A 24431-nucleotide genomic window follows, 5' to 3' on the forward strand; every position below is an offset into this window, starting at 1 on the left:
CATGAGTTATTTTGAGGCTATTATTTTAGCCATTATTGAAGGTCTTACCGAATTCCTTCCGGTCTCTTCTACAGGCCACATGATTATTGGTTCGGCTCTAATGGGACTTGAACCTTCTCCATTTGTCAAATTATTTACGATTGTCATACAACTTGGTACGATTCTATCTGTACTGGTGCTGTATTGGAAGCGTTTCTTCAAATCTTTGGATTTCTACTATAAATTGGTAGTAGCTGCAATACCCGCTTCCATATTAGGAATCTTGCTTAACGACGTTATAGACTCCTTGTTGGAAAGCCCGCTAACCGTAGCAATAATGCTTGTTGTAGGCGGTATAATCCTTTTATTTGTGGACCGCTGGTTCAACAAACCTACGGTAGAAAATTCTGACAAGATTAGTTTTAAGCAAGCGTTTATAATTGGTTGTTATCAATGTCTGGCACTGATACCTGGTACATCGCGCTCAGCGAGTACTATTGTCGGTGGGATGACACAGAGCTTAACAAGAAAAGCAGCCGCTGAGTTCTCTTTCTTTTTGGCTATTCCAATGATGCTGGGCGCATCTCTTATTAAACTACTAAAGTTCTTTAAAGAAGGGCATTCTTTTTCCGGAGAAGAGATCAATCTATTAGTTATTGGCAATGTAGTAGGCTTTGTGGTCGCGATTATCGCTATAAAGACCTTCATTGATATCTTAACAAAATATGGCTTTAAAGCATTTGGATGGTACAGGATTATTGTAGGGGGCATTATCATCGCGATGTTGCTAAGTGGTCATAGTTTACAGATTATTTAATGAAAGACGTGCAGGACTTTAACGGACAGTTTTCATTCGCTGAAGGCGAAGTACTATTGGTAGATAAACCAATTACATGGACTAGTTTTGATGTTGTGGGCAAATTGAGAAATACAATGAAACCCCTGAAACTCAAAGTCGGACATGCAGGAACCCTGGACCCTTTGGCTACTGGGCTTTTAATTGTCTGTACCGGGAAGCTGACAAAGAAAATTGATCTTTTCCAAGCTGAAGACAAAGAATACACCGGTACGATTACGCTAGGGGCAACAACCCCATCCTTTGACTTAGAAACCGAGATAGATCAGACTTTTGATATTTCAGGTATCTCGGATGAAATGATAAGAGAAACTGCACAATCTTTTTTGGGAGAAATCAGCCAATTTCCACCAGCTCACTCTGCCCTCAAGATAAATGGAGAAAGAGTCTATGAAAAGGCTAGACGTGGAGAAGAAGTAGAACTAAAAGCCAGAACAGTCTTTATACATGATTTTGATATTGAAAAAATAGAGCTTCCGCTCATACATTTCCGTATCAAATGTGCAAAAGGCACTTATATCAGATCCATCGCTCATGACTTTGGAAAGAAGCTGAATAACGGAGCGCACCTTTCTTCTTTACGACGCACCATGAGTGGTGAGCTTCACGTGGACAACGCGTGGAATTTAGAAGATTTAATACAAGCCATTCGAGCTCAAAAGGTTCTAATGGAGAAACAAAAAGACGTATAATTTCTAATGAAAATTTATAGAAACCTAGATGAGTTCGCTCCCCTTGAAAATGCAATAGTTACTATTGGCACTTTCGATGGTGTGCACATAGGTCATCAAAAAATATTAAAGAAACTTGTTAACTGTGCGAAAGAGCTTGGAGGAGAGTCGGTCTTGTTAACATTTTTTCCACACCCGAGGCTTATTATAAACCCCGATGATGAAGGCCTTCGCTTAATCAACGATATCGAAGAAAAAACTCATCAACTAGCACTGGCGGGAATTGATCATCTGATTATTACCCCTTTTACTAGAGATTTTTCCAACCAAAGTGCCGAAGAGTATATCCGTAATGTATTAGTGAACAAATTAGGAACAAAATCTATTATCTTAGGCTATGATCATCACTTTGGCAAAGACAGAAAGGGTTCAATAAAAGATTTGATCCATTTTTCGACAATTTTCGATTTTCAGGTTCAAGAGATTCCCAAGCAAGACATTGATGATGTAGCGGTTTCTTCCACTCGTATTCGTGAGTCTCTTATTAAAGGAGATATTGCCACAGCAAACAAATATCTAGGCTACCCATTCGAACTAACCGGTACGGTAATCCGGGGGGATCAAATCGGAAGGCAAATAGGTTTTCCGACAGCCAACATACATGTTCACGAGGCACACAAGCTTATTCCTGCTTATGGAATATACGCTGTAGAAGTCGAAGTTTATCCCAAAGTACATTCTGTTGAATCTGGAGATTATAATGTACCACAACCAGAGCAAACTGCACAGGGCATGTGTTATATCGGGACAAGGCCTACGGTAGATGGTATGAACCGAAAAATAGAGGTTAATCTATTGGATTTTAAAGACAATCTCTATACAAAGACAATACGTGTAAAATTCATGCATTTTATACGCCACGATGAGCGTTTTGATTCATTGGAGGAAATGCAACAACAGATAAAAATCGATGAGGAAAGTATTAGAGCTTATTTTAAAAAATAAGCTCTAACACAGCCTTAAATCAGTTCAAAAATATCCTGTACTCCTAACAGCTTACGGGAAGTAAATCCCTCCGCATAGGCTACTTGTATATTACGCCCAAACTCTTTTGCCCTCCCCTTTGTATACTCCATAAAATCAGGACTAGAAATATAGGTCTGTGGACCATCATCTTCCGTCAAAGAGTTAAACTGTGTTTTATAGGCTAAAATAGATGCTTCTTTTAAATCCCAATAATCACTAATGTCCAAAATAATATCGGGTTGGATATATTGATCCTGTATCAACTGCAGCTGTAACCTTGGTCTGAAGGCCTCTTGATCCTTTCCGTCTTCCTTTGTTTCGACCCGTCTAAGTCCTGATAAGAATAGTGAATCATTAACGAGCTTACTAGCTCTACCGTGATCGGGATGACGATCATCAAGCGCATTTGTAATAACAATTTCAGGTTTATATTTACGGATGGCTTTGATTATAACACGTTGACTTTCTTCCTCATTAGCAAAGAATCCATCCCGAAGTCCCAGATTCTCACGTACAGTGACTCCTAGTACACGTGCTGCTTCCAGTGCTTCTGCAGCTCTGGTATCCGCTGTTCCTCGTGTCCCTAATTCTCCTCGCGTCAAATCTATAATACCAACAGCTTTACCTTCAGCAACATATTTCGCTATCGTACCTCCAGCTCCTAATTCGGCGTCGTCTGGATGAACGGTCATAACCATTAAATCTAATTTCATCTATTTATTTTAATTAAGCTGTCAACTGGAACCTCATTAGTAGTAATAGCTTCTTCATACCCAAGAACTGCTACTCTACTAGTCCGTTCATATCATCTTTTCGAGCTCAAAATTAGGTATTTTATGCTTCCAATGGCTACATAAATAAAACGGAGTAGACTTAGTCTATCTTTTATGACAAAGCCGTGAAAGAACGGCGTTATTGGGTATCCAATAGTTCGCGAATCTTCCGTTGCACCCGCCCAGACATGGGACTGGTTGGAGTATAATAAAAATCAACTACCTTCCCGTTCCTATCAACGAGGAATTTATGAAAATTCCACAACGGCTTACTATCTAGGACACCATTTAGTTCTTTTTTAGAAAGGAAGTTGTATAATGGATGTATGTAGTCCCCCTTGACATGTATCCGTTTGAAAACAGGAAATGTAACCCGTTCTTTTATTTTACAATACGTTTCCAGATTAAGCCCTGTACGTGGTTCCTGATTGTTAAAATCATTCGATGGAAAAGCTAAAATCTCAAACCCTTCATCTTTAAACTTTGCATAAAGTCGTTCTAGGGTTTTGAATTGCTTTCGGAAATAACAACCACTTGCTGTATTAACAATAAGAACAACCTTACCTGCGAAATCTTCCAATGATCGTTCTTTTCCAGAAAATTCAAGAGCTTTAAAGTTGTAAATATTGTTCTCCATAAAATTTAATATTATTGATAAGGTTTATTAATAGGTCTTACACGCTCATACTCCCGGATAATATTTTCAATTTCAAAATCTTCCGTCGGGTTGTATGTACTTTTCAGATTATGCCCAAAAACGCGAGCAACACCTTGATATACAAAAGCAGTAATACTTCCTTTCATATCTTTTACTAAGTCATAACTTGTATTGCCAGTCTGTCGTTCAATCAATTTAATTAAAATCTTGCCCTGTGATACCGAAAGATTTTTGACTTCATTATTAATCTTCTCTTTGATTTCTTGTTCGCAAGCTTTAATTAATGTCTTTTCGTCTCTTTTATTATTCACTAGAGCTAAATCACGGTCCAGTTGCTCATACCGTCTCTGTGCATATATCGCATAAGGGAGAACTCGTAGCACGTTCCTCTTCAGTCTGACGTAACGATTCCGGTCTTCCTCACTCTTCCATACGCGCTGTGCTCTAATCACAACCTCTTCTATTGGAAACCAAGGAACAATCTCCCCCGACTCCAACTTCGTGGTAAGATAATAAGCTACCGTTTCGGGCGTCCCCTCTCCGTAGTGAGGTAACGTCAAAACGGGCATCTGCTCTTGAGCAACAAGCACGTTACTCCAAGCCAATAAAACAATCAATACCCGCGTAAAGCCCCAGCTACACATTACTTTTTTGATTATAGATTCAGTAAAAAAATCTCTATTTTTTCGTATATTTATATTATACAGAGGTTAAAAACACTATAGTGTTCATCCCGTAACTATAAAAATACAATTTTTGATTGAAACTACGAAATTAATTAAAAGGTTCTTATGGCAGATTATGTGATTGATATTGAGGCGGAAAACAAAGAAATAAGAAAACGATATAGAGCTTTACTGAGAGCCTGTAAGCCAACGTTACAAAAAGGGGATAAGCAACAAATTCGCATGGCTTTCGACCTCGCTTTAGAAAGTCACAAAGATATGCGTAGAAAATCGGGAGAGCCTTATATCTATCATCCTATCGCTGTCGCACAGATAGCAGCGGAAGAAATTGGGTTAGGCACCACCTCTATCGTATGTTCCTTATTGCACGATGTAGTCGAAGATACGAGTCTTACATTGGAAGATATCGAAGCTCAATTTGGAAAGAAGGTAGCTAAAATTATAGACGGCCTTACGAAGATATCAGGGGTATTTGACCCTAACAGTTCAATGCAAGCGGAAAATTTCCGGAAGATGTTATTGACCCTTGCGGATGACGTCCGTGTAATACTCATTAAACTTGCAGACAGGCTGCACAACATGCGTACAATGGAGTTTATGGCTAGACATAAACAACTCAAAATAGCATCCGAAACGAGCTATCTATACGCACCTTTAGCCCATCGTCTAGGTCTCTACGCTATTAAATCAGAGCTGGAAGACCTATCGATGAAATATACAGACCCGGATACCTACAAATTCATTGCAAAAAAGCTCAATGAAAAAAAGGCAGAACGGGAACGCTTTATCTCTAATTTCATTGCCCCTATTAATGAAATATTAATCGAACAAGGGATAAAAGCAGAGATTTATGGCCGTCCAAAATCAATACACTCTATCTGGAATAAGATGCGCAAGAAATCGATTCCTTTCGAAGAGGTGTATGACCTTTTTGCGATTCGGGTTATCATAGACTCTGAATACGAAAAGGAAAAAACAGAGTGTTGGAAGGTCTACTCAATTATCACGGATCTATATAGACCGAATCCAGATCGGCTTCGGGACTGGGTATCCACCCCAAAGGGAAATGGTTACGAATCACTACATACCACGGTAATGGGGCCCAAAGGGCAATGGGTTGAGGTACAGATACGTACAAAAAGAATGAACGAAATTGCAGAAAAGGGATTTGCGGCACATTGGAAATATAAAGAATCCAATTCTGACAATGGTCTAGACCAATGGATACAAAAAGTTAGGGATATCCTTGGCAGTCCAGAGCAAAATGCGTTAGATTTTCTCGATGACTTCAAAATGAACCTCTTTTCCGATGAGATATTCATTTTCACCCCAAAAGGGACCTTAATACAATTACCAAACGGAGCTACGGCCTTAGACTTTGCTTTCGAAATACACTCTGACATTGGGGCAACATGTATTGGAGCCAAGGTAAACCATAAGCTTGTCCCTCTAAGCCATCATTTACAAAATGGAGACCAAGTTGAGATTATAACATCAAACAAACAATCTCCCAAAGAAGACTGGCTTAACTTTGTAGTTACTGCTAAAGCTAAGTCCAAGATACGCTCTTCGTTGAAGGAAGAAAAAAGAAGGGTTGCTGAAGAAGGTAAAGAGATACTTGAACGCAAGCTCAAATCGCTTAAAATCACGTACAATACGGATAACATCAATAAGATCGCTAATTTCTTTAAATTCCCGAGTTCGCAGGAGCTTTTTTACAATGTCGCAAAAGGGACTATTGATATCAAAAACCTAAGGGAATATGCAGCGAGTGAAAAAATACATGACAACAATAACAGTCAGTTTACTTCGCATATCTCTGGCCTTGTCGAAAAGATAAATAAGAAAGACAGTGACACGATACTCATTGGGGATGACTTACAAAAAGTTGATTACACCCTAGCACCTTGCTGCAATCCTATACCTGGCGATGACATTTTTGGGTTCTTAACGGTCAATGATGGAATCAAAATACACCGTACCTCCTGTCCAAATGCTTCAAAGCTCATGGCCAACTACGGTTATAGGATACTAAAGGCTCAATGGGCTTCATCTCAAATAGAGACATCATTCCTCACCGGGATTCGTATTATTGGAATTGACGATGTAGGTCTCGTGAACAAACTTACAACTGTAATTTCCCAGGAATTTAAAATCAACATCCGGTCGCTGTCAATCTCAAGTAATGAGGGGATTTTTGAGGGGAATATCATGGTCCACATAAACAATTTAGGTCAATTGGATAATTTGATCAATCACTTAAAACTTGTTAGTGGAATAACGAGTGTAACACGGTATGAATCTGAAAATTAATCATATGATTATCAGTTTTTTTTATTATGCTAGAAATAGCGTAGAAATTGGTAAATTTGTTTAGGTGTTAATCCTTATATAAGAAAATGAATCAAGCTGAGAACTACAGTACAGTAAAAAAAATATTTGAAGCTTACTTAGAAAACAAAAGTCTAAGAAAAACTCCAGAACGCTATGCTATTCTAGAGGAGATCTATTCGCGTACCGATCATTTCGATGTAGAGTCTCTCTACATTCATATGAAAAACAAAAAATACCGCGTGAGTAGAGCTACGGTGTACAATACCTTAGAGCTTTTGGTTTCTTGCGACTTAGTGACCAAACATCAATTTGGGCGCAATATGGCGCAATTCGAAAAGTCTTATGGCTACAAACAACATGACCACGTCATTTGTATCGAGTGCAATAACGTTGTTGAATTTTGTGATCCTCGAATCCATCAGATACAAAGTATGATTGGAGAGCTTCTTAAATTTGACATAAAACATCACTCTTTAAATCTCTATGGTGTATGCCAAGCTTGTCAAGAATCTAAAGACAAAGAAAACAAGAAAGTAGATACGGAAGTAATTTCAAATTAATTCTCCAACCTTTATTTTAAATAGTATTTTTGTTCGGAAAATTGGCAATCAGTTTTCCGAACTTAGTTTTTACAGTTACCGTTTATCAATCAAAGCTATAAATTGATAGATTTTCCATAAGCATTTGGGAATGGCTCTAAAATCACTGTGCACGCTAGTTGTTATACAGTGTCTGAGTTGGGTACTTTATTTTAATTTTTTAAAAAAATTCAATTTTAATCTCAAAATAAATACGCTATGCAAGTTGATGTGCTATTGGGCTTACAATGGGGCGATGAAGGAAAAGGAAAAATAGTGGATGTATTATGTCCACAGTACGATTTAATCGCTCGTTTCCAAGGAGGCCCTAATGCCGGACACACTTTAGAGTTTGACAATAAAAAATTTGTTTTAAACACTATCCCTTCAGGTATTTTTAACCCTAAGACCTTAAACTTAATTGGAAACGGAGTTGTAATCGACCCAATCATCCTAAAAAGAGAGCTTGACAATCTTAAGTCGGCTGGCTTTGATCCTGTAGGAACAGGAAAACTGGTTTTAGCCCGAAAAGCACACTTAATCCTTCCAACGCATCAGCTTTTGGATGCAGCTTCTGAGTCCAAAATGGGAGCAGGAAAAATCGGTTCTACGTTAAAGGGAATCGGCCCTACCTATATGGATAAGACAGGTAGAAATGGTCTACGCGTAGGCGATACAACATTACCTGATTTTATGGAGCGTTATGAAAGATTAAAAGAAAAGCACCTGAGTATCTTAGCACACTATGGCGAAGTCCCTGACTTCAAAGAGCGTGAAGAAGCATTTCTTGCAGCAATCGAATTCTTAAAAACGATCCCACATGTGGATTCAGAGCACCTTGTAAACCAATACTTGAGAGAAGGAAAAAAAGTATTGGCAGAAGGAGCACAAGGTACCTTGCTAGATATCGATTTTGGTTCTTATCCATTCGTTACCTCTTCCAATACAACAACAGCAGGAGCTTGTACAGGTCTAGGTATCGCACCAAATAGAATTGGAGAAGTCTTAGGTATATTTAAAGCTTACTGTACTCGTGTAGGCGGTGGACCTTTCCCAACGGAGTTGGACAACGAGGTGGGCGAACAATTACGTCAATTGGGACATGAATTTGGAGCCACTACAGGTCGTGCTAGACGCACAGGCTGGATTGACATTCCTGCATTAAAATACGCGATCATGCTCAATGGAGTAACTGAACTCGTTATGATGAAAGCGGATGTACTCGATACTTTTGAAAAAATATATGCATGTACACATTACAACTACAATGGAGAAGTAATTGATTACATGCCGTATGATATCAATTCAATCAAACCAATCCCGGTTTTGGAAGAGATTGAAGGTTGGAACCAAGATTTGACAGGAATTCGTTCAAAAGAAGAAATACCTACAGCATTGGCAAACTATATCGCATATTTAGAGAAGGCACTTGAAGTGCCAATCAAATATCTTTCTGTAGGCCCAGATCGTACACAAACAATTGTTTTAAAATAAAAAATGGCAACAGCCATCTTTGAAGTAGACAGATTGTCATTTGGTGCCAAAGCTTTGCGTTGGGCGCAGCAATTTGAACAATTCTGCTATCTTCAATCGAATGATTATACAGACGATTACAGTTCAATCGAAGCACTACTAGCGGTAAGTGCCTATGATGAATTTAAAGCTACAAATAATAAGGTCTTCCATGACCTAGAACAATTTAGAGCCAAGTACCCAGATCAATGGGTACTTGGTTTTTTCAGTTATGACTTAAAAAATGAACTGGAAAACTTATCTACCCCATTTTCTAATGCCTTAGATTTTCCAAATGCATATTTCTTTGTACCCAGAACTGTCATCAGGTTTATAGGAACAACAGTAAAGATTGAAGCTACCGCCCCCGAAAAGGTTTATCAGTCCATTTTAACCTTGGACTTAGATCAAAGCTCTGACGAAAACAAAATGGGACATGTTCAAGTCAAAAACAGAATGTCTAAAGAAGAGTACTTCAAGACCTTTGAGAAAATGATGTCGCATATTAAGCGGGGAGATATTTATGAAGTAAACCTCTGCCAGGAATTCTATGCAGAAAATACAATCATAGACCCAATCCTCACCTATGAACGACTTAATGAGCTATCACCTACCCCATTCTCCGCATTCTTCAAAATAAAGGATAAATATATTATTTGTGCTTCTCCTGAACGTTTCCTCGCAAAAAGAGGACGTACACTAATCTCGCAACCTATTAAAGGCACCGCTCCACGTGGAAAGAGCATGTTGGAGGATGAAGAGATCAAAACTGGATTAAAAAACAATCCAAAAGAAATCGCAGAAAACATCATGATTGTGGACCTCGTTCGTAACGATATGACACAATCTGCAGAAGCAGCAACTGTAACTGCTGAAAAAATACTAGAGGTACAGTCCTTTAAGCAGGTACACCAGCTTGTCTCTACGATAACCGCTACACAAAGAGAGGACCTGTCTGACGTCAATGCCATAAAAAACCTTTTCCCTCCAGGGTCTATGACTGGCGCCCCAAAGGTGAGTGCGATGCATCTCTGCGACAGCTATGAAAACAGTAGACGTGGTGTTTACGCCGGCACAATGGGATACTTTGCTCCTAATGGAGACTTTGACTTTAATGTCGTCATTCGGACTATTATATACAACCATACGAAACAGTACTTATCCTTTCACACGGGAGGAGCACTGACGTATAATGCACTAGCTGAAGATGAGTATAATGAATGCCTATTAAAAGCGAGTGCCATAACGGCTGTCCTTAACGAAGGTTAAGAAAATTCCCATATTCTACCCAGAAACAAATCTAAAAGCCTCAAAATCATTCTTGGAAGAATCTTACATAAACCTTACATTTACGATTAAAATCAATAATTATATGGCACTAAATTACGTATGGGTTTCCTTTTTTTTGATCACTTTCGTTGTCGCCCTAATAAAGCTAATCGGTGGGGATACCGAGGTGTTCCAAAACATTGTAAAGTCTTTATTTGACAGTGCGGCAAATGGTGCAACAATCTCCTTAGGCCTCATCGGGATGATGACTTTTGCATTAGGAATCATGAAAATTGGAGAAAAAGGAGGAATGATAGCAGTATTTGCACGGATTGTAGGTCCTTTTTTCAATAAATTATTTCCTGAAATACCTAAAAACCATCCAGCACTAGGTTCTATTTTGATGAACTTTTCGGCTAATGCGCTTGGACTAGACAATGCCGCCACTCCATTAGGATTGAAAGCAATGAAGGAATTGCAAGAACTAAATCCTAACAAAGATACCGCTTCGAATGCACAGATCATGTTTATCGTTTTGAATGCATCAAGCTTAACTTTACTTCCCATTTCTATTATGGCTTACAGACAAGAAGCCGGAGCGGCCCAACCATCCGATGTTTTTCTGCCCATACTGATTGCAACATTTTTCTCTACGCTCGCAGCCTTGATAATGGTATCAATCTATCAAAAGATAAATCTCTTTAACAAAACTATATTACTCTATCTGGGATCTTTATCCATAGCTATTGGAGGACTCCTTTACTATTTTTCCACTTTACAACAAGAACAAATAGAAGTGATTTCGTCTGTAGTAGGAAACCTCACCCTTTTCTCTCTTTTTGTATCCTTCATAGCTCTTGCCTTCTATAAAAAGATAAACGTTTATGATGCATTTATTGAAGGAGCAAAAGAAGGTTTCGGTGTAGCGGTTAATATTATTCCCTACTTGGTAGCGATACTCGTAGCCATTGCAGTGTTTAGGGCCTCAGGAACGATGGACTATCTTGTGGACGGCATTTCCTACCTAATAGCTAAATTAGGATTCGACACCTCATTTGTAGAAGCCTTACCTGTTGCTTTTATGAAGCCCCTTAGTGGCTCAGGAGCCAGAGGACTTATGGTAGACCTCATGGCAGCAAAAGGACCAGATGAATTTGCTTCGCGTGTAGCCTGCGTCATACAAGGATCTACAGAAACAACTTTTTATGTCTTAGCAGTCTATTTTGGCTCTGTAGCTATTAAAAACACAAGACATGCACTTCCTTGTGCTTTAATAGCAGAATTTATAGGAGTCGTAGCAGCTATTATAGTGGCTTATGTTTTCTTTGGATAAGCACAAGATTGTAAAACAAAACGTAGAAGCATACTAATAGTGACTTACCGTCTTTAAGTCCTATTACATAGGACTTAAAGACGGTAAGTCACACAACAAACGAACAACAATCCTTATGAAAACAATTGCCTTAATTGCACATGACGGAAAAAAAGCTGAAATGGTAGCCTTCGTAAAAGACCACATAGAAAGTCTGAAAAAAGCTAATTTAATTGCAACGGGCACTACGGGCTCCTATGTAAAGCAAACCGGACTACAGGTCGAACTAAAATTAAGCGGACCCAAAGGCGGTGATGCACAAATAGCGGCACTTGCTGCCGAAGGAAAAATAGATGGAATAATTTTTTTTAGAGATCCGCTTGGCAAACATCCCCATGAACCAGACATACAGATGTTAATGCGAATCTGCGACTTATACGATGTCCCATTAGCCACTAACCCGGGTACAGGAACACTTATTATAGAAGGATTATTAAACGATAAAGAAAATGACTGACGAAGTAAAAGTAAGCATCGGTAAGGAAAAGTATAAAACAGAAGTAAGCATTAATCAACATCACCTTATAGCTGATGAACCCACAGAAGTTGGAGGAGCAGACCTGGGGCCTAAACCCACAGCATTCCTATTATCAGCACTTGGCACTTGTAAAGCGATGACTATGCGGATGTATGCAGATCAAAAACAATGGCCATTAGAATCTGTAGAGATATCCCTATCTAGCGAAGTTGTAAAAAGTACTCAACAACAAACTACTTACATTCGCTGTATCATTAAACTATATGGGGATTTAGATGATATGCAAAAAGAACGAATTCTAAAAGTGGGTGATAAATGTCCTGTACAAAAAATACTCAGTAACCCTATCATTATCGAAAGCAACATGCTACAATAAATTTACAGTTAATTTGGCTTAAGGATATTATATTTGCGCCATAAATAAAGTTAATAATGTCATCGTCACAAGAGGAACTCATATTAAGCAGCCCTTACCAACAATTCGAAAGAGAAGAATGGAAGGATTTAAATGGACAGTTTAATCTAAATCTGGAATCAACAGATATAAACTCCCTCCATGCACTTAATGAGCCTTTGAATATGAAAGAGATCGAAGAAATCTATTTCCCCTTAGCTCACCTTATCGAACTTCATATCAAAAATTATGATACTATTCGCGATGACAGCAATTCCTTTTTTCAAAGACATCAACAAAAGCTTCCTTTTATCATCGGTATAGCAGGATCCGTTGCTGTCGGCAAGAGTACAACAGCCCGCGTCCTGACCAAAGTTCTTTCCCTGCTACCACATAAACCCAAAGTTGAGCTGGTAACCACAGATGGCTTTCTGTTTCCCAACAAAGTCCTTTCGGACAAAAATATAATGAATAGAAAAGGATTCCCAGAGAGTTATGACACAAAAAGGCTTCTTCATTTTCTATCAGCTATAAAATCGGGCTCTCCGCAGGTATCTGTTCCGATGTATTCACATCTGGAATATGATGTATTACCCGAAGAGGAACAAAAGATTATCGAACCAGATATCCTGATATTAGAGGGTATTAATGTATTACAAGTCAACTCCCAAAAAGGTCAAAACAACAAAGTATTCGTTTCTGATTTTTTTGATTATTCAATCTATGTTGATGCTTTAGAAAAAGATATCATCGCTTGGTATGTTAATCGTTTTGAATCTTTGCGAGCGACAGCATTTCAAGACCCAACATCTTACTTTCACAAATATGCTGATATGAGCCTAGAAGAAAGTAGAGACATGGCAATCCAAATATGGAACGAAATCAATAAGCCTAATCTTCACGACAATATACTTCCTACGAAATATAGGGCGGATCTTATCCTACAAAAGGGCTCAGATCACTTTGTCGAAAGCATTAAAGTCAGGAAGATTTAGTCTGCCTGTGTTTAAATGACAAGATATACTTAAGTATTTCATTTTCGATGCTTTTATGAAGTTTATTGCTGCTACTCACAGCGTATAATTCGATCTTATAGCGTACAAAATCTTTTCCAATTTCTATAACTTCTAAATCAAGTTCATTGTTAGAAGCTAGGTTAGGATGGTTTCTTAGTGTATCGCGGATATCCTTTTCCAACTCGTCTACCGACACATTAATGGCTAGTGGCAACTCAAACTTTACCGCAAATAGATTCGAACGGTGCGCGGAAAGGTTGACCATAGGGTTTGTAAACACTAAGTTATTAGGGATCATCACGATATCATCCTCGTCATTCTGTAGTTCAATATTAGCAAAGGTGATGTCAACAATTCGCCCTTTCTGGTCTCCTACTTTAATTCTATCTCCAACCGAAAGCTGCTCCGAAAACATAATAAACAAGCCGCTAAGCATATTGGTAATATAATCCCTAAAAAGTACAGCAATTGCCATAGCAACAATAGTAAGGCTCGTTAGAAACTCAATCGGCTTTATCCCAAAGGCTATCATCAGCGCTATGATTACAAAAACAGCGTTCAACATGGCTGTAACTCTATTTATCCCTAAGACAAAATTACCACGTACCGCTTTCTTTGCGTGCCGCACATTATAAAAAGAGATGATAACAAACCGTATGATAGAAACAATTATACTAGGCACCAAGAAGAAATAAAACCCTCTTATACCCTGATACCACCAGGTAAGTTCATCCTGGGTATCCGTATTGAAAAAAAAAGCTATCGTCATCCCTAAAAGAATGATTTTAATAATAAATGTAAAAGGAAACTTGCCGCCCTTATTATTGTCCACCATTTTATATCAGTTTTCTAAAGAGGTCTAATCTACTAATTTTTGAACAATTGCAGATACTATTAAAGCACAAAACCGTTTTAGAATCCCCCAAAAATACACTAACTTAGCCCACCTAAAACGAAAGTTTTTTTATATGGAAACAACATTTGATTTTGAAAAGCCAATCGCAGATTTGCAAACTCAGATAGAGAAGGTTCATCAAGTCGCAGAGAAAACGAAAGTTGATATGAGTGCTACGATTCGTGAACTAGAAGAAAAGCTGGCGGAGACTACTGTCGACGTATACAAAAATATGACAGGCTGGCAGAAAGTACAGATGTCTAGGCATCCCGAAAGACCACAAACTTTTGACTATGTCGATATGATTTGTGATGATTTTGTTGAGTTGCATGGCGACCGTACAGTAAAAGACGATAAAGCTATTATTGGTGGCTTCGCCTCTATTGGGGGAGAATCTGTAATGGTTATTGGTCATCAAAAAGGAAAAAACACCAAAGAAAGACAATACCGCAATTTTGGTATGGCCAACCCTGAAGGCTATAGAAAGGCCCTTCGTCTGATGAAAATGGCCGAAAAATTCAATAAGCCGGTAATTACTCTTATCGATACAATGGGGGCTTATCCAGGATTAGAAGCTGAAGAACGTGGACAAGGCGAAGCTATCGCCCGCAACCTACTGGAAATGTCTGTACTTAAAGTTCCTGTAATCTGTATTGTAATAGGTGAAGGTGCTTCTGGTGGGGCATTAGGTATTGGAATTGGAGATCGGGTATATATGATGGAGAACACATGGTACTCGGTTATTTCTCCTGAGTCCTGTTCCTCTATCCTTTGGAGAAGTTGGGATCACAAAGAACGTGCTGCTGAAGCGCTAAAATTAACGGGTAACGATATGCTTGCTAATGGACTAATTGATGGTATCATACCTGAGCCATTGGGAGGTGCTCACCAAAATCCAGAAGAAGCAGCTAACAACTTAAAGGAACAAATCTTAAGTGACCTTGCAGTTTTAAAAGCTAAAAATCCAGATACACTTGTCACAGAAAGAATTGACAAGTTCAGCAAAATGGGCGTTGTCCATGAATAACAAAAAAGCCTCGGTACTGACCGAGGCTTTTTTATTGCTTCTTTATCATTAATTCCACGTCGGTTGACCAGCTTTCATCTTGTCCAGCGTTCCTTGGTAATTTTCTTTTTCACCTGCAGCAGCTAAACTTAAAGCCTTCTCTTGCCATTTAATAGCATTTACTTTATCTCCCGATTTATATAACAGATTCGCGTAAGTATCTATAAACATAGCCTGTTCTCCAGCTTCTAATGATTTCTTACTCCAATTCAAAGCGGACTTGATACAAGCGGCATCATCACAATTCTCAAAAATAGTCCATGCAACCGAATTCAGCATATCAGGCGATGCTCCTTTTGGATTTAAAACCAAATAATCGTTAACAGCATCTTTAAAAGCTGGCCAATTTTTCTCTCTAGAAAAATATTGGGCTTTAGACATTGCTATAGATCCTTTCATATCGACATAAGGATGTGTCTTCTCTATTTCCTTCTGAAGTGAAACAAAATCTACAGCTCCAGATGCTCCTCTTCCCATTTTAGGTTGAATCAATTCTCTAGACAATACACCAGCCAAAATCTCGTTACTACGTTGTGTTTTGTTACTTTCGGCCAATAGCTGATCAACCTTCTTCATATTATCCCGAATTATTCCATAAGATACGCTTTTACTTGTTGTAGCTCCCTGTACCAATAGATCAATATTCTCTGCGGTTAAAACACCAGCTACCCCTACATTATTTACAAATGCATCTATGGCTTTACTAGCAGTTGCCTCATCATAAGCAGACTCAGCCGCTTTCGCGAGACTCTTAGCAATCTGAGCATCCTTCGGGTTAGCTTCAAACTTTTTGATCAAAGTAACATACTGTGTTTCTGGATTCAATCCTTCCTTTGCTCGAGCAATAAAAGCATCGGCTTCTCCTCCACCTACTATCCGGTGTACAAGTTCACCTTCAGGAGAAAAAATTAAGAATGTCGGATAAGCCCGCACTTCATAATCCGTTCCAAAACGTTTCGCTTCCTCATACCAGGATTTTACATCTTCAGAATCTTCTTTCGTTTGGTCCATTTGAAGCTTTAAATTTACAAAGTTGGCATTAAAGAATGTACCAACCCCTTCTTGAGGAAATACATTTTCAGACATCCAACGACAGGGACCGCACCACGTTGTAAAACAATCTACAAAAATGTGCTTATTCTCAGCCTTTGCCTTTGACTTAATCTTTTCCCAATTGCTATTGTGCTCAAATTGAATTCCTTTTTCCTGTCCTATCGCTAAAAAGGGGACGATAAAAAACAGCGCTAATAATTTTCTCATAATGTTTAATTAGTTATCAAATAAGTAATCTTAGAGCAATTTAAATCATTTTTAAATAGGAAGTATAATGAGATCGAATAACTTAACAAAAAATAACACTCTTCATCTCCCTCTTATTTGAATGCGACAAAGCTTGCAAAACACAGATTTTTATGCAAAACATCAACTTTTGTAAAACCAACCTCTTTCAGCAGATCCAATTGATACATAAGTGACCTTGGACTATCCTCCTTTTCTATATATCTAAATACGTGGTCTCGATATGCCTCATCTTTTAGTGACTTTAAATACGCTCCGTATTTTTCGTGATAAATCAAGTCTTGCAATGCAGGCTCTGCCTGTTCTACGAGATCAAAAATCCATATACTACCTCCTTCGTTCAGTAGACTGTAAAGTCGAGCAAAAGCATTCTTCCAGTCATCATCGTCACGAAGATGATGTAACACTGCTGTAGCGATGATAACATCAAAACTTTGAGCTTCTAGATGAACGGTCCTAAAATCTCCTTGCACACACGTTACCTCTCCTCCTGCATTGACAGCAGTTATACGCTCTTCGGCCTTATCAAGCATCGGTTTGCTCAAGTCAACCAATGTAATATCCAATGGATGTACGTGAGACAATAATTCGATATCATAATTCCCGGCTCCGCAACCTATATCTAATACACTTCCTAATTCAGGATAAACCTTTGCTATCCCTTCTCCAAACAACTTCATATTAAATGTTGCATCCAATGTGGTCTGCTGTCCTGTTTCTAATTTGGAAAAACGTTCGACATCGTTGTCGAAACGCTCTTCAATTTCCTTAAGTGTAGATTTTGCTTTCATATTATTCAAAGCTACAGAAGTACATAATACCTTAAAAATACTATTTTTGTTAATTATTAATACCCGACAAGTATCATGGAAATAAGACATCTTCGCTATTTCAAAGTATTGGCAGAAGAATTGCACTTTGGCAGAGCCGCAAAGCGGTTATTCATATCTCAACCTCCTTTGAGTCGACAGATTAAAGAGCTGGAGGAAGAACTCTCCGTAAAGCTTTTAACAAGAAACAACAAGAGAGTCGCTTTGACGGAGGCAGGAAAACATTATCTTAGCGAATGCGAGCAGCTATTGAACGGATTAGAGAAGGCCAAACAGCAATGCCAACAGATACATCTTGCAGAAAGTGGTATATTTAATCTGGGCTACATCAGCTCGATTTCGAAACAAAGACTATCAGAACTGCTAAAACAGATAAAGGAACTATATCCCTTATTACAAGTCCACCTTTTTGAGACTTCATCTCAAAAACAGCTAACAGCCTTAGAGCAAGGCAAACTTGATCTCGGTATTGTCAGAGCTCCGATAATCCGCCCCATGTTTACGCAAAAATCGTTATATGAGGATGGCTTTGTGCTAGCGCTTTCCAATTCTAGAGGACAAAAAATCAATGATGACTTAAGAGATTTAAATCTCCGTACGTCTTCATTTATATCCTACAATAGTGAATATGCACCCGTATATCATCAAAAATTCCTAGAAATATGCAGTAGACTTAACTTTACTCCTATTGTTATGCACGAATGCAATACGATGCAATCTATATTAGAACTGGTGGCGTATGACGTAGGGATAGCCATAGTACCTAAAACAGCTCAACAGTGTGGTATAGCATCCGATATACATTTTTTAGATATCCCTACTTCCACAGACATCAAAACTCAAATTATAATGACCTATCTCTCGGACAATCCTAACAAACTACTGATTACGATCTCAGAACTCATATACAATCTGTTTAAATAGAAAAGCCTGTATTAATCAATACAGGCTTTTCTATTGTTATGTTAAGACGAACTTACCATTTCAAAATATCGTTACCGAATGTAAAAAGCATCAGAGCAATTAAGATAAAGAAACCAATCATCTGTGCTGTTTCCAAGAACTTGTCGCTTAAAGGCTTTCCCTGTACCATTTCTACAAGCAAGAAAATCACGTGCCCACCATCCAGTGCCGGTATAGGCAATAAATTCATGAAAGCAAGAGCCATAGATAATGTACCTACGAGTGTCCAGAAACGCATCCAATCCACCTCTTTACCAAACATCTTAGCTATTCCTACAGGTCCAGACAAAGCTTTGTCTGCTCGGACTTCTCCTTTAAAGATCTTACCAAATCCCTTGATATTATCTGTAATTACAGAAAAAGCTTTGTTAACACCTATTGGAAACGACTCTGCAAAAGCATAAGTACGTCTCACCTCAGGCACTAAAGAAATAAATCCCAATATGGATGAAGTATCAGCCGCGGCGATCAACTGTAAAGAATCCGCTCCGCGGATGATATCTAGTTTTATTTCTTTGCCTTTATTCTTAGCAATCTCCTCTTGAAGAATATCCAGTCGAGCTACAGCCACGCTATTGATACCAATGATACTATCCCCTTTCAAAAGTCCCATTTTTTCAGCACGTGACCCCTTAGCTATAGAATCTATTGGAAATAATTTAAATAGAGGGGTTACAAATTCGTTTCTTTTATGCTCAGCGATATCATTCAACATTGTTGCTGGCAATACAATATCCATCGCTTTTCCGGCTCTTTCCACCTGCAATGTAGCATCGCCCATCAGCACATCAGACGTCATTAAATCCTTGAAAAAAAGGTATGCTTTATTACCATTGACTCCTATGATCTTATCTCCTTCCTGCAAGCCTATTTTCTCGCCGATGATACCAGGCTTTACACCATACAATTTCGTATTATCTAAATCGGCTTCGCCATACTTGAAAGTAATCATCCAAAACGCCACAATACCTACTATAACGTTAACGATAATACCGCCCAGCATAACGATAAGTCGTTGCCAAGCTGGTTTCGAACGAAATTCCCAAGGCTTGGGTTCTTCCTTCATCTGCTCCGTGTCCATCGACTCATCAATCATCCCGGCAATCTTAACATATCCTCCTAGCGGCAACCAGCCAATACCATACTCACACCCTTTATAATTGAATTTAAAAAGCTTTACTCCCCAGGCATCAAAAAATAAATAAAACTTTTCAACCTTGATACCAAACATTCTGGCAGCTAAAAAATGACCTAGTTCGTGTAATATAATTAAAATTGACAGTGCTAAAACAACCTGTCCAATCATTACCAATGTTCCCATCTATAAAATATTAGTTTCTCAACTTACTTATTAAATCCCGTGCCACAAGTCGACTTTCCTGATCAAAAGCGATATAATCGTCCAAACTTAGGCTTTCACTATTACTCAGCTGACATAATGTCTCCTCTAAAATATCAGACATTCCTAAAAATGACACCTTATCATTTAAAAAAGCTTCAACAACTACCTCATTAGCTGCATTAAGGATACAACATCTATTTCCTCCAACTTTTAATGCATCATAAGCGAGGGCTAAATTTCTAAAAGTATCCATATCAGGCCGTTCAAAGGTTAACTCCGGATATTCTAAAAAATTAAACCGCTTAAATTCATTTTTTAGACGAGAGGGGTATGTCAAAGCATATTGAATAGGTACCCTCATATCTGGAGCCCCCATCTGCGCCTTCATAGAGCCGTCTTCAAATTGCACGATAGAGTGGATTATCGATTGCGGATGTACAACAACATCAATCTTTGAGATATCAAGATCAAATAACCATTTCGCTTCGATAACTTCCAACCCCTTATTCATCAACGAAGCCGAGTCTATTGTAATTTTTGCACCCATTGCCCAATTGGGATGTTTAAGTGCCTGTTCACGGGTCACTCCAGCGAGGTCTTGAATCGTCTTTCCTCTAAAAGGACCTCCCGAGGCAGTAAGATATATTTTTTCAATTGCATTATCCTCGCCAACAAGGCACTGGAATATAGCAGAATGCTCAGAGTCAACTGGCAATATCTTGACATTATGTTTACGTGCCAGCCCCATAACCAATTCTCCTGCCATTACAAGAGTTTCTTTATTCGCTAATGCAATATCTTTGGCCGACTTTATAGCTGCTACTGTTGGTTTAAGCCCCGCCGATCCGACTATCGCATTCAGCACAATATCTACATCCGCAAATTCAGCAGCTTCAATAAGCGCTTCTTCTCCTACCAGAACCTGACAATTGATAGTAGCTAAAGCCGACTTCACGGTGTTAAAATGTTGTTCATTTAGAATAACAACAAGTTTAGGTTTAAACTCTAGAGCCTGCTCAATCAGTATATCAACACTATTAGCTGCTGTCAACACAGAAGCTTCGAATCTATCGGGAAAGGACCGAACAACATCTAGGGCCTGTGTCCCAATACTTCCTGTTGATCCTAATATAGCAATATTCTTTTTCTCCAACTTATCGCTTTCTTAAATTATATTTTTAAACAATTCGGGGTCATCACTCCCCTTATATTCCTTCATCATATCGACATAAGCAATAGCCATCACCAAACTTACAGATGGTATAATAATGAACGTATTAAGTACACTTAACACTTTAGCCATAAGCGGGTAATCAAAATACTCGAAGGTTAACTGTAAAATGTAAGCAGACGCTAACACGAGCATAAGCATGAACAAATTCACCACATTTCCCTTAGTAAAAGCCACACTCAGACGGCCGGCCCTAAATATATTATGGTTTTTCTCCAATATAAAGAAAGGAAAGAAAGAGATTCGAATCAAGATCAACATCATAAATACCCCCGTCAACGCTGGATTTATTTCTGATAGAATCGTTTCCATCTGAACCCCCATATACAACAAGGGCATACATATAATTGAACATCCCAAATACACAACTCCAGTCAAAATAGAATAGAGAACCAATCCGAATAGAAAATTCAAAAATTGCTTAGGTGAGGGAATGTAAGTTTTTAGCGCTGCGTGCTCAACATTACTGGCCAACAGTATTGCTCTCTTGATAAGCACTAATTGTAGCCCAAAGAAGAGCACAACAAAAACAATAAGTAATAATACCTTTATCGCACTACCAGTGATATCACTAAGATACATGGCCAAGAAAGTGGACAAATTATTGGTTAAAAAAAGTAGAAAACACAATCCGGCCACAGATATATAGTGTTTCTTCAAAATATTTAAGGCCCTGAAAAACACTTCATTTGCTTTAAACGTGCTTTCCTTTAAAAATTCTAACATACAAACAGATAATACTGCAAAGATGATATATTTTTTGGATTACATCAATTGAAAATAAATCTTTATTAGGACAAAGATTGTAGAAATCGGCGAACTACTTGTTCCTGTTTTTCAAATGACTTACTCCTTCTTTATGGTTATAATACAAAAACTGGTGACAGTCTAAAATAACGGTCACCAGCTGTATTACAAAATTTAGTTAAACTCTTTTGGTAAGGGTTTCTCCAATAGATATTGATAGTAAAAACGCGCTCTTTCTCTGAAATCGTACGCTACCTTAGATCTATTCCATCCATGTCGACTACCTGGATAAATCATAAACTCGAACGGCACACTACGGTCAGTCAATGCATCTATCAATTGTATTGTATTCTGCATATGTACATTGTCGTCTAGATCTCCATGCATAATTCTCAGCCCTCCTTTATATTTATCTACATAAGACAAAATTGAACCGTTCTTATACCCTTCCGGATTATCTTGTGGGGTATCCATCCATCTTTCCGTATAATGAGTGTCATATAGTTCCCAACTGGTCACTGGTGCACCAGAGATACCATAGTCAAAATAATCGGCCCCTTTAGTCAATGCTAAACATGTCATATATCCCCCATAGCTGTGTCCCGTAATCAACAACTTATTCTTGGCAACCCAGGACTTAGCTTTTAGCCATTTGGCTACAGTGATATAGTCGATTAACTCCCAGTGTCCTAAATTCCGGTGCATAAGTGCTACTCCCTGTTTTCCAAAATGCCCTGAAGCCCTGTGGTCACATGCTATCTGGATAATACCAGCATTAGCCCAATATTGATTTGAAGTCCCTTTCCATGTATTTTTGACAGTTCCAGCGTCTGGCCCACCATAAATGCTCATAATAACTGGATATTCTTTCTGCTCATCAAAATCAACAGGATAAGTAACAATTATTGGAAGATCAAACTTCCCATCATCGGACTTTATGGTAAAATACTCGGTTTTCCCAACTTTATAACTATTGAAATTTTCCGATTTAGAATCTGCTAACTCTTTTATTTTCTTCCCTTGATTATCCATCAAAGCGACCCTATTAGGAGTATAAACATTGGAATAATTCGTAATAAAATACTTTCCATCAGGAGACATTATGGTATTATGCGTAAAATCCCCGAACGTAAGCCGTTTAAGATTCTTACCAGAATAGTCTACACGGTATAGATCCATAGTAGCAGAATTCTCTTTGCGGGCTGTAAAGTATACAATCTGGGCCTTTTCATCCACATGTGCTAAAGTATTCACCTGCCAATCTCCTTGTGTAATAGGATTCAATAGTTTTCCATCTAGGGTATACAAATAATAATGTGCCCAACCAGTCTTATCTGATTTTAAGATGTAGTGCTTGTTGTCTCCAAGGTAAGTGATACGCTCATCGTGGTCTAGATTAATCCAAGTAGGTTGTACCTCATTATAGATTTCCTTCTTACTTCCCGTCTCAGGATCTACAGCATAAAACTTCAAATTGTTCTGATCTCTATTCATCCATTGAACCATGATAGACTGACTATCAAAACTCCAATATGGTTGCCCAAAGTACTGGTCATCCTTTTCGTTAAATGAAGCCCATACTACAGGTGCTCCCTCCACCTTTACAAACCCTACTTTTACTTCTGGATTATATTGACCTGCTTTTGGATACCTCGTTTCTTCTAAATAACCATTTTGTCCTTTGGAAACATAAATAGGAAACATGGGCACTTTAGTATCATCAAATCGCATAAAAGCAATTTGCTTGCTATCCGGCGACCACCAAAATGCCTTATAGTTTGTAGGTCGACCTAATATCTCCTCGTAATACACCCAAGAAGACCAACCATTATAAATTACATCTGTTCCATCATTTGTATACTGGACTTCTTTTCCTGTTGCTATATTTACACTAAATAAGTTACTATTTCTCGTGAATGCAATATGCTTTTTATCGGGAGACAAAGTTGGATTTTGCTCTTCCTCATTTGGCGAATCGGTTACCTTTTTTTGCGCTTCTTGTCCATATTTAATGTAGATATCTTTGTCTTTCACAAAGACCATAACATCATTAGTAGGTATTGGAATATAAAGCTCACGTTTACCGGATTTGACATGCACTTTATACGTTTTTCTGTCCGAAGCGTCTGTTTCTAGATAATGATCTTTATCTGCCCAGCCCCCATAACCATTTATTGCTTTGGTAACCGTATAACTTCTCCCCCAAGACTCATCAAAACTCATTTTTTTGTCCTGCCCGTTGGCAGAATGCTGAAGTACAAAAAATGATGCTACAAGAAATCCGCTAATTACTTTATTCATATATTATAGTATTGTATTTGTAAGAACATGAGTTCACACAGGTAAAATGAGATGCCTATCCTCATTGGCACCTCAGCTCTCTTTGTATCTTAAATCTCCTAGTATCTTAAATAAGCTACACCAGAAAACGGCCAACTTATTACGGAAAAAGCCAC

General features: G+C 38.4%; 23 protein-coding genes. 13 read left to right on the top strand and 10 right to left on the bottom strand.

Going from position 1 to position 24431, the window contains the following annotated elements; genetic code table 11:
• The first annotated feature begins 1 nt into the window (after position 1).
• From JKG64_RS08665 to JKG64_RS08675, 3 genes are read left to right on the top strand one after another with little or no spacing between them, the layout of a single operon-like run.
• Positions 2–796 (top strand): undecaprenyl-diphosphate phosphatase, encoded by a 795-nt coding sequence (locus JKG64_RS08665; protein ID WP_210353894.1) that lies wholly within the window; start codon positions 2–4, stop codon positions 794–796.
• Entirely contained in the window at positions 796–1527 is a 732-nt protein-coding gene (truB, locus tag JKG64_RS08670) for a tRNA pseudouridine(55) synthase TruB (RefSeq protein WP_210353895.1), read from the top strand. The genes JKG64_RS08665 and truB overlap by 1 nt, the downstream gene beginning before the upstream one ends.
• 6 nt (positions 1528–1533) lie before the next feature.
• Positions 1534–2511: a bifunctional riboflavin kinase/FAD synthetase gene (locus JKG64_RS08675; protein WP_210353896.1), complete on the top strand. Its 978-nt coding sequence runs from the start codon at positions 1534–1536 to the stop codon at positions 2509–2511.
• Between the two features lie 14 nt (positions 2512–2525).
• Here the strand turns inward: JKG64_RS08675 and bshB1 are convergent, their stop codons facing one another.
• The 3 genes from bshB1 to JKG64_RS08690 form a co-directional block, all read right to left on the bottom strand.
• Positions 2526–3245: a bacillithiol biosynthesis deacetylase BshB1 gene (gene bshB1 / locus JKG64_RS08680; RefSeq protein ID WP_210353897.1), complete on the bottom strand. Its 720-nt coding sequence runs from the start codon at positions 3243–3245 to the stop codon at positions 2526–2528.
• Positions 3246–3444: 199 nt separating this feature from the next.
• A complete protein-coding gene (locus tag JKG64_RS08685; protein WP_210353898.1) occupies positions 3445–3942 on the bottom strand; it encodes a glutathione peroxidase in 498 nt (165 codons plus the stop codon).
• A gap of 11 nt (positions 3943–3953) precedes the next feature.
• Positions 3954–4607, bottom strand: coding sequence for a DUF4294 domain-containing protein (locus JKG64_RS08690; protein ID WP_210353899.1), 654 nt, complete (start codon positions 4605–4607; stop codon positions 3954–3956).
• 147 nt (positions 4608–4754) lie between these two features.
• Between JKG64_RS08690 and JKG64_RS08695 the strand changes: the two genes are divergently transcribed.
• From JKG64_RS08695 to coaA, 8 genes are all read left to right on the top strand, one after another.
• Positions 4755–6962, top strand: coding sequence for a RelA/SpoT family protein (locus tag JKG64_RS08695; RefSeq protein WP_210353900.1), 2208 nt, complete (start codon positions 4755–4757; stop codon positions 6960–6962).
• Between the two features lie 86 nt (positions 6963–7048).
• Positions 7049–7543 carry a Fur family transcriptional regulator gene (locus tag JKG64_RS08700; protein WP_210353901.1) on the top strand — a complete coding sequence of 165 codons (495 nt, stop codon included), beginning with the start codon at positions 7049–7051 and terminating at the stop codon, positions 7541–7543.
• A gap of 237 nt (positions 7544–7780) precedes the next feature.
• Positions 7781–9055, top strand: coding sequence for an adenylosuccinate synthase (locus JKG64_RS08705; protein ID WP_210353902.1), 1275 nt, complete (start codon positions 7781–7783; stop codon positions 9053–9055).
• A 3-nt stretch (positions 9056–9058) separates the two neighbouring features.
• Positions 9059–10342, top strand: coding sequence for an anthranilate synthase component I family protein (locus tag JKG64_RS08710; RefSeq protein ID WP_210353903.1), 1284 nt, complete (start codon positions 9059–9061; stop codon positions 10340–10342).
• A 103-nt stretch (positions 10343–10445) separates the two neighbouring features.
• On the top strand, positions 10446–11675 hold the full coding sequence (locus tag JKG64_RS08715) for a nucleoside recognition domain-containing protein (protein WP_210353904.1): 1230 nt from the start codon (positions 10446–10448) through the stop codon (positions 11673–11675).
• 115 nt (positions 11676–11790) lie between these two features.
• Positions 11791–12171 (top strand): methylglyoxal synthase, encoded by a 381-nt coding sequence (locus JKG64_RS08720; RefSeq protein WP_210353905.1) that lies wholly within the window; start codon positions 11791–11793, stop codon positions 12169–12171.
• Complete coding sequence (locus tag JKG64_RS08725; RefSeq protein WP_210353906.1) at positions 12164–12568, top strand: OsmC family protein; 405 nt, start codon at positions 12164–12166, stop codon at positions 12566–12568. Before JKG64_RS08720 ends, JKG64_RS08725 begins: the two co-directional genes overlap by 8 nt.
• Before the next feature lie 56 nt (positions 12569–12624).
• Entirely contained in the window at positions 12625–13581 is a 957-nt protein-coding gene (coaA, locus tag JKG64_RS08730) for a type I pantothenate kinase (RefSeq protein WP_210353907.1), read from the top strand.
• Here the strand turns inward: coaA and JKG64_RS08735 are convergent.
• Positions 13568–14437 (bottom strand): mechanosensitive ion channel family protein, encoded by an 870-nt coding sequence (locus JKG64_RS08735; RefSeq protein ID WP_210353908.1) that lies wholly within the window; start codon positions 14435–14437, stop codon positions 13568–13570. The two genes, coaA and JKG64_RS08735, sit on opposite strands and share 14 nt — an antisense overlap.
• A 133-nt stretch (positions 14438–14570) precedes the next feature.
• Here JKG64_RS08735 and JKG64_RS08740 point away from each other — a divergent pair, with 133 nt between their 5' ends.
• Positions 14571–15524, top strand: a complete 954-nt coding sequence (locus tag JKG64_RS08740; RefSeq protein ID WP_210353909.1) for an acetyl-CoA carboxylase carboxyltransferase subunit alpha — start codon at positions 14571–14573, stop codon at positions 15522–15524.
• Positions 15525–15572: 48 nt separating this feature from the next.
• Here JKG64_RS08740 and JKG64_RS08745 read toward each other — a convergent pair whose 3' ends face one another.
• Together JKG64_RS08745 and JKG64_RS08750 are read right to left on the bottom strand one after the other, a co-directional pair.
• Positions 15573–16823, bottom strand: a complete 1251-nt coding sequence (locus JKG64_RS08745; RefSeq protein WP_210353910.1) for a thioredoxin family protein — start codon at positions 16821–16823, stop codon at positions 15573–15575.
• 113 nt (positions 16824–16936) lie between these two features.
• Positions 16937–17653 carry a class I SAM-dependent methyltransferase gene (locus JKG64_RS08750; protein WP_210353911.1) on the bottom strand — a complete coding sequence of 239 codons (717 nt, stop codon included), beginning with the start codon at positions 17651–17653 and terminating at the stop codon, positions 16937–16939.
• Positions 17654–17728: 75 nt separating this feature from the next.
• On the opposite strand from JKG64_RS08750, the gene JKG64_RS08755 reads away from it, so the two are divergent.
• Positions 17729–18616, top strand: coding sequence for a LysR family transcriptional regulator (locus tag JKG64_RS08755; RefSeq protein WP_210353912.1), 888 nt, complete (start codon positions 17729–17731; stop codon positions 18614–18616).
• 52 nt (positions 18617–18668) lie between these two features.
• Here JKG64_RS08755 and rseP read toward each other — a convergent pair whose 3' ends face one another.
• The 4 genes from rseP to JKG64_RS08775 all read right to left on the bottom strand — a co-directional run bounded on the left by rseP (position 18669) and on the right by JKG64_RS08775 (position 24276).
• The gene (gene rseP, locus JKG64_RS08760; protein ID WP_210353913.1) at positions 18669–19976 is read right to left on the bottom strand and encodes an RIP metalloprotease RseP; all 1308 of its coding nucleotides are present in this window, start codon (positions 19974–19976) and stop codon (positions 18669–18671) included.
• A gap of 10 nt (positions 19977–19986) precedes the next feature.
• Entirely contained in the window at positions 19987–21150 is a 1164-nt protein-coding gene (locus tag JKG64_RS08765; RefSeq protein ID WP_210353914.1) for a 1-deoxy-D-xylulose-5-phosphate reductoisomerase, read from the bottom strand.
• 12 nt (positions 21151–21162) lie between these two features.
• Positions 21163–21954 carry a hypothetical protein gene (locus JKG64_RS08770; RefSeq protein ID WP_210353915.1) on the bottom strand — a complete coding sequence of 264 codons (792 nt, stop codon included), beginning with the start codon at positions 21952–21954 and terminating at the stop codon, positions 21163–21165.
• Positions 21955–22149: 195 nt separating this feature from the next.
• Positions 22150–24276: a S9 family peptidase gene (locus tag JKG64_RS08775; RefSeq protein ID WP_210353916.1), complete on the bottom strand. Its 2127-nt coding sequence runs from the start codon at positions 24274–24276 to the stop codon at positions 22150–22152.
• Positions 24277–24431: the final 155 nt, after the last annotated feature.

Source organism: Sphingobacterium tabacisoli, from assembly GCF_017908035.1.
GTDB lineage: Bacteria > Bacteroidota > Bacteroidia > Sphingobacteriales > Sphingobacteriaceae > Sphingobacterium > Sphingobacterium tabacisoli.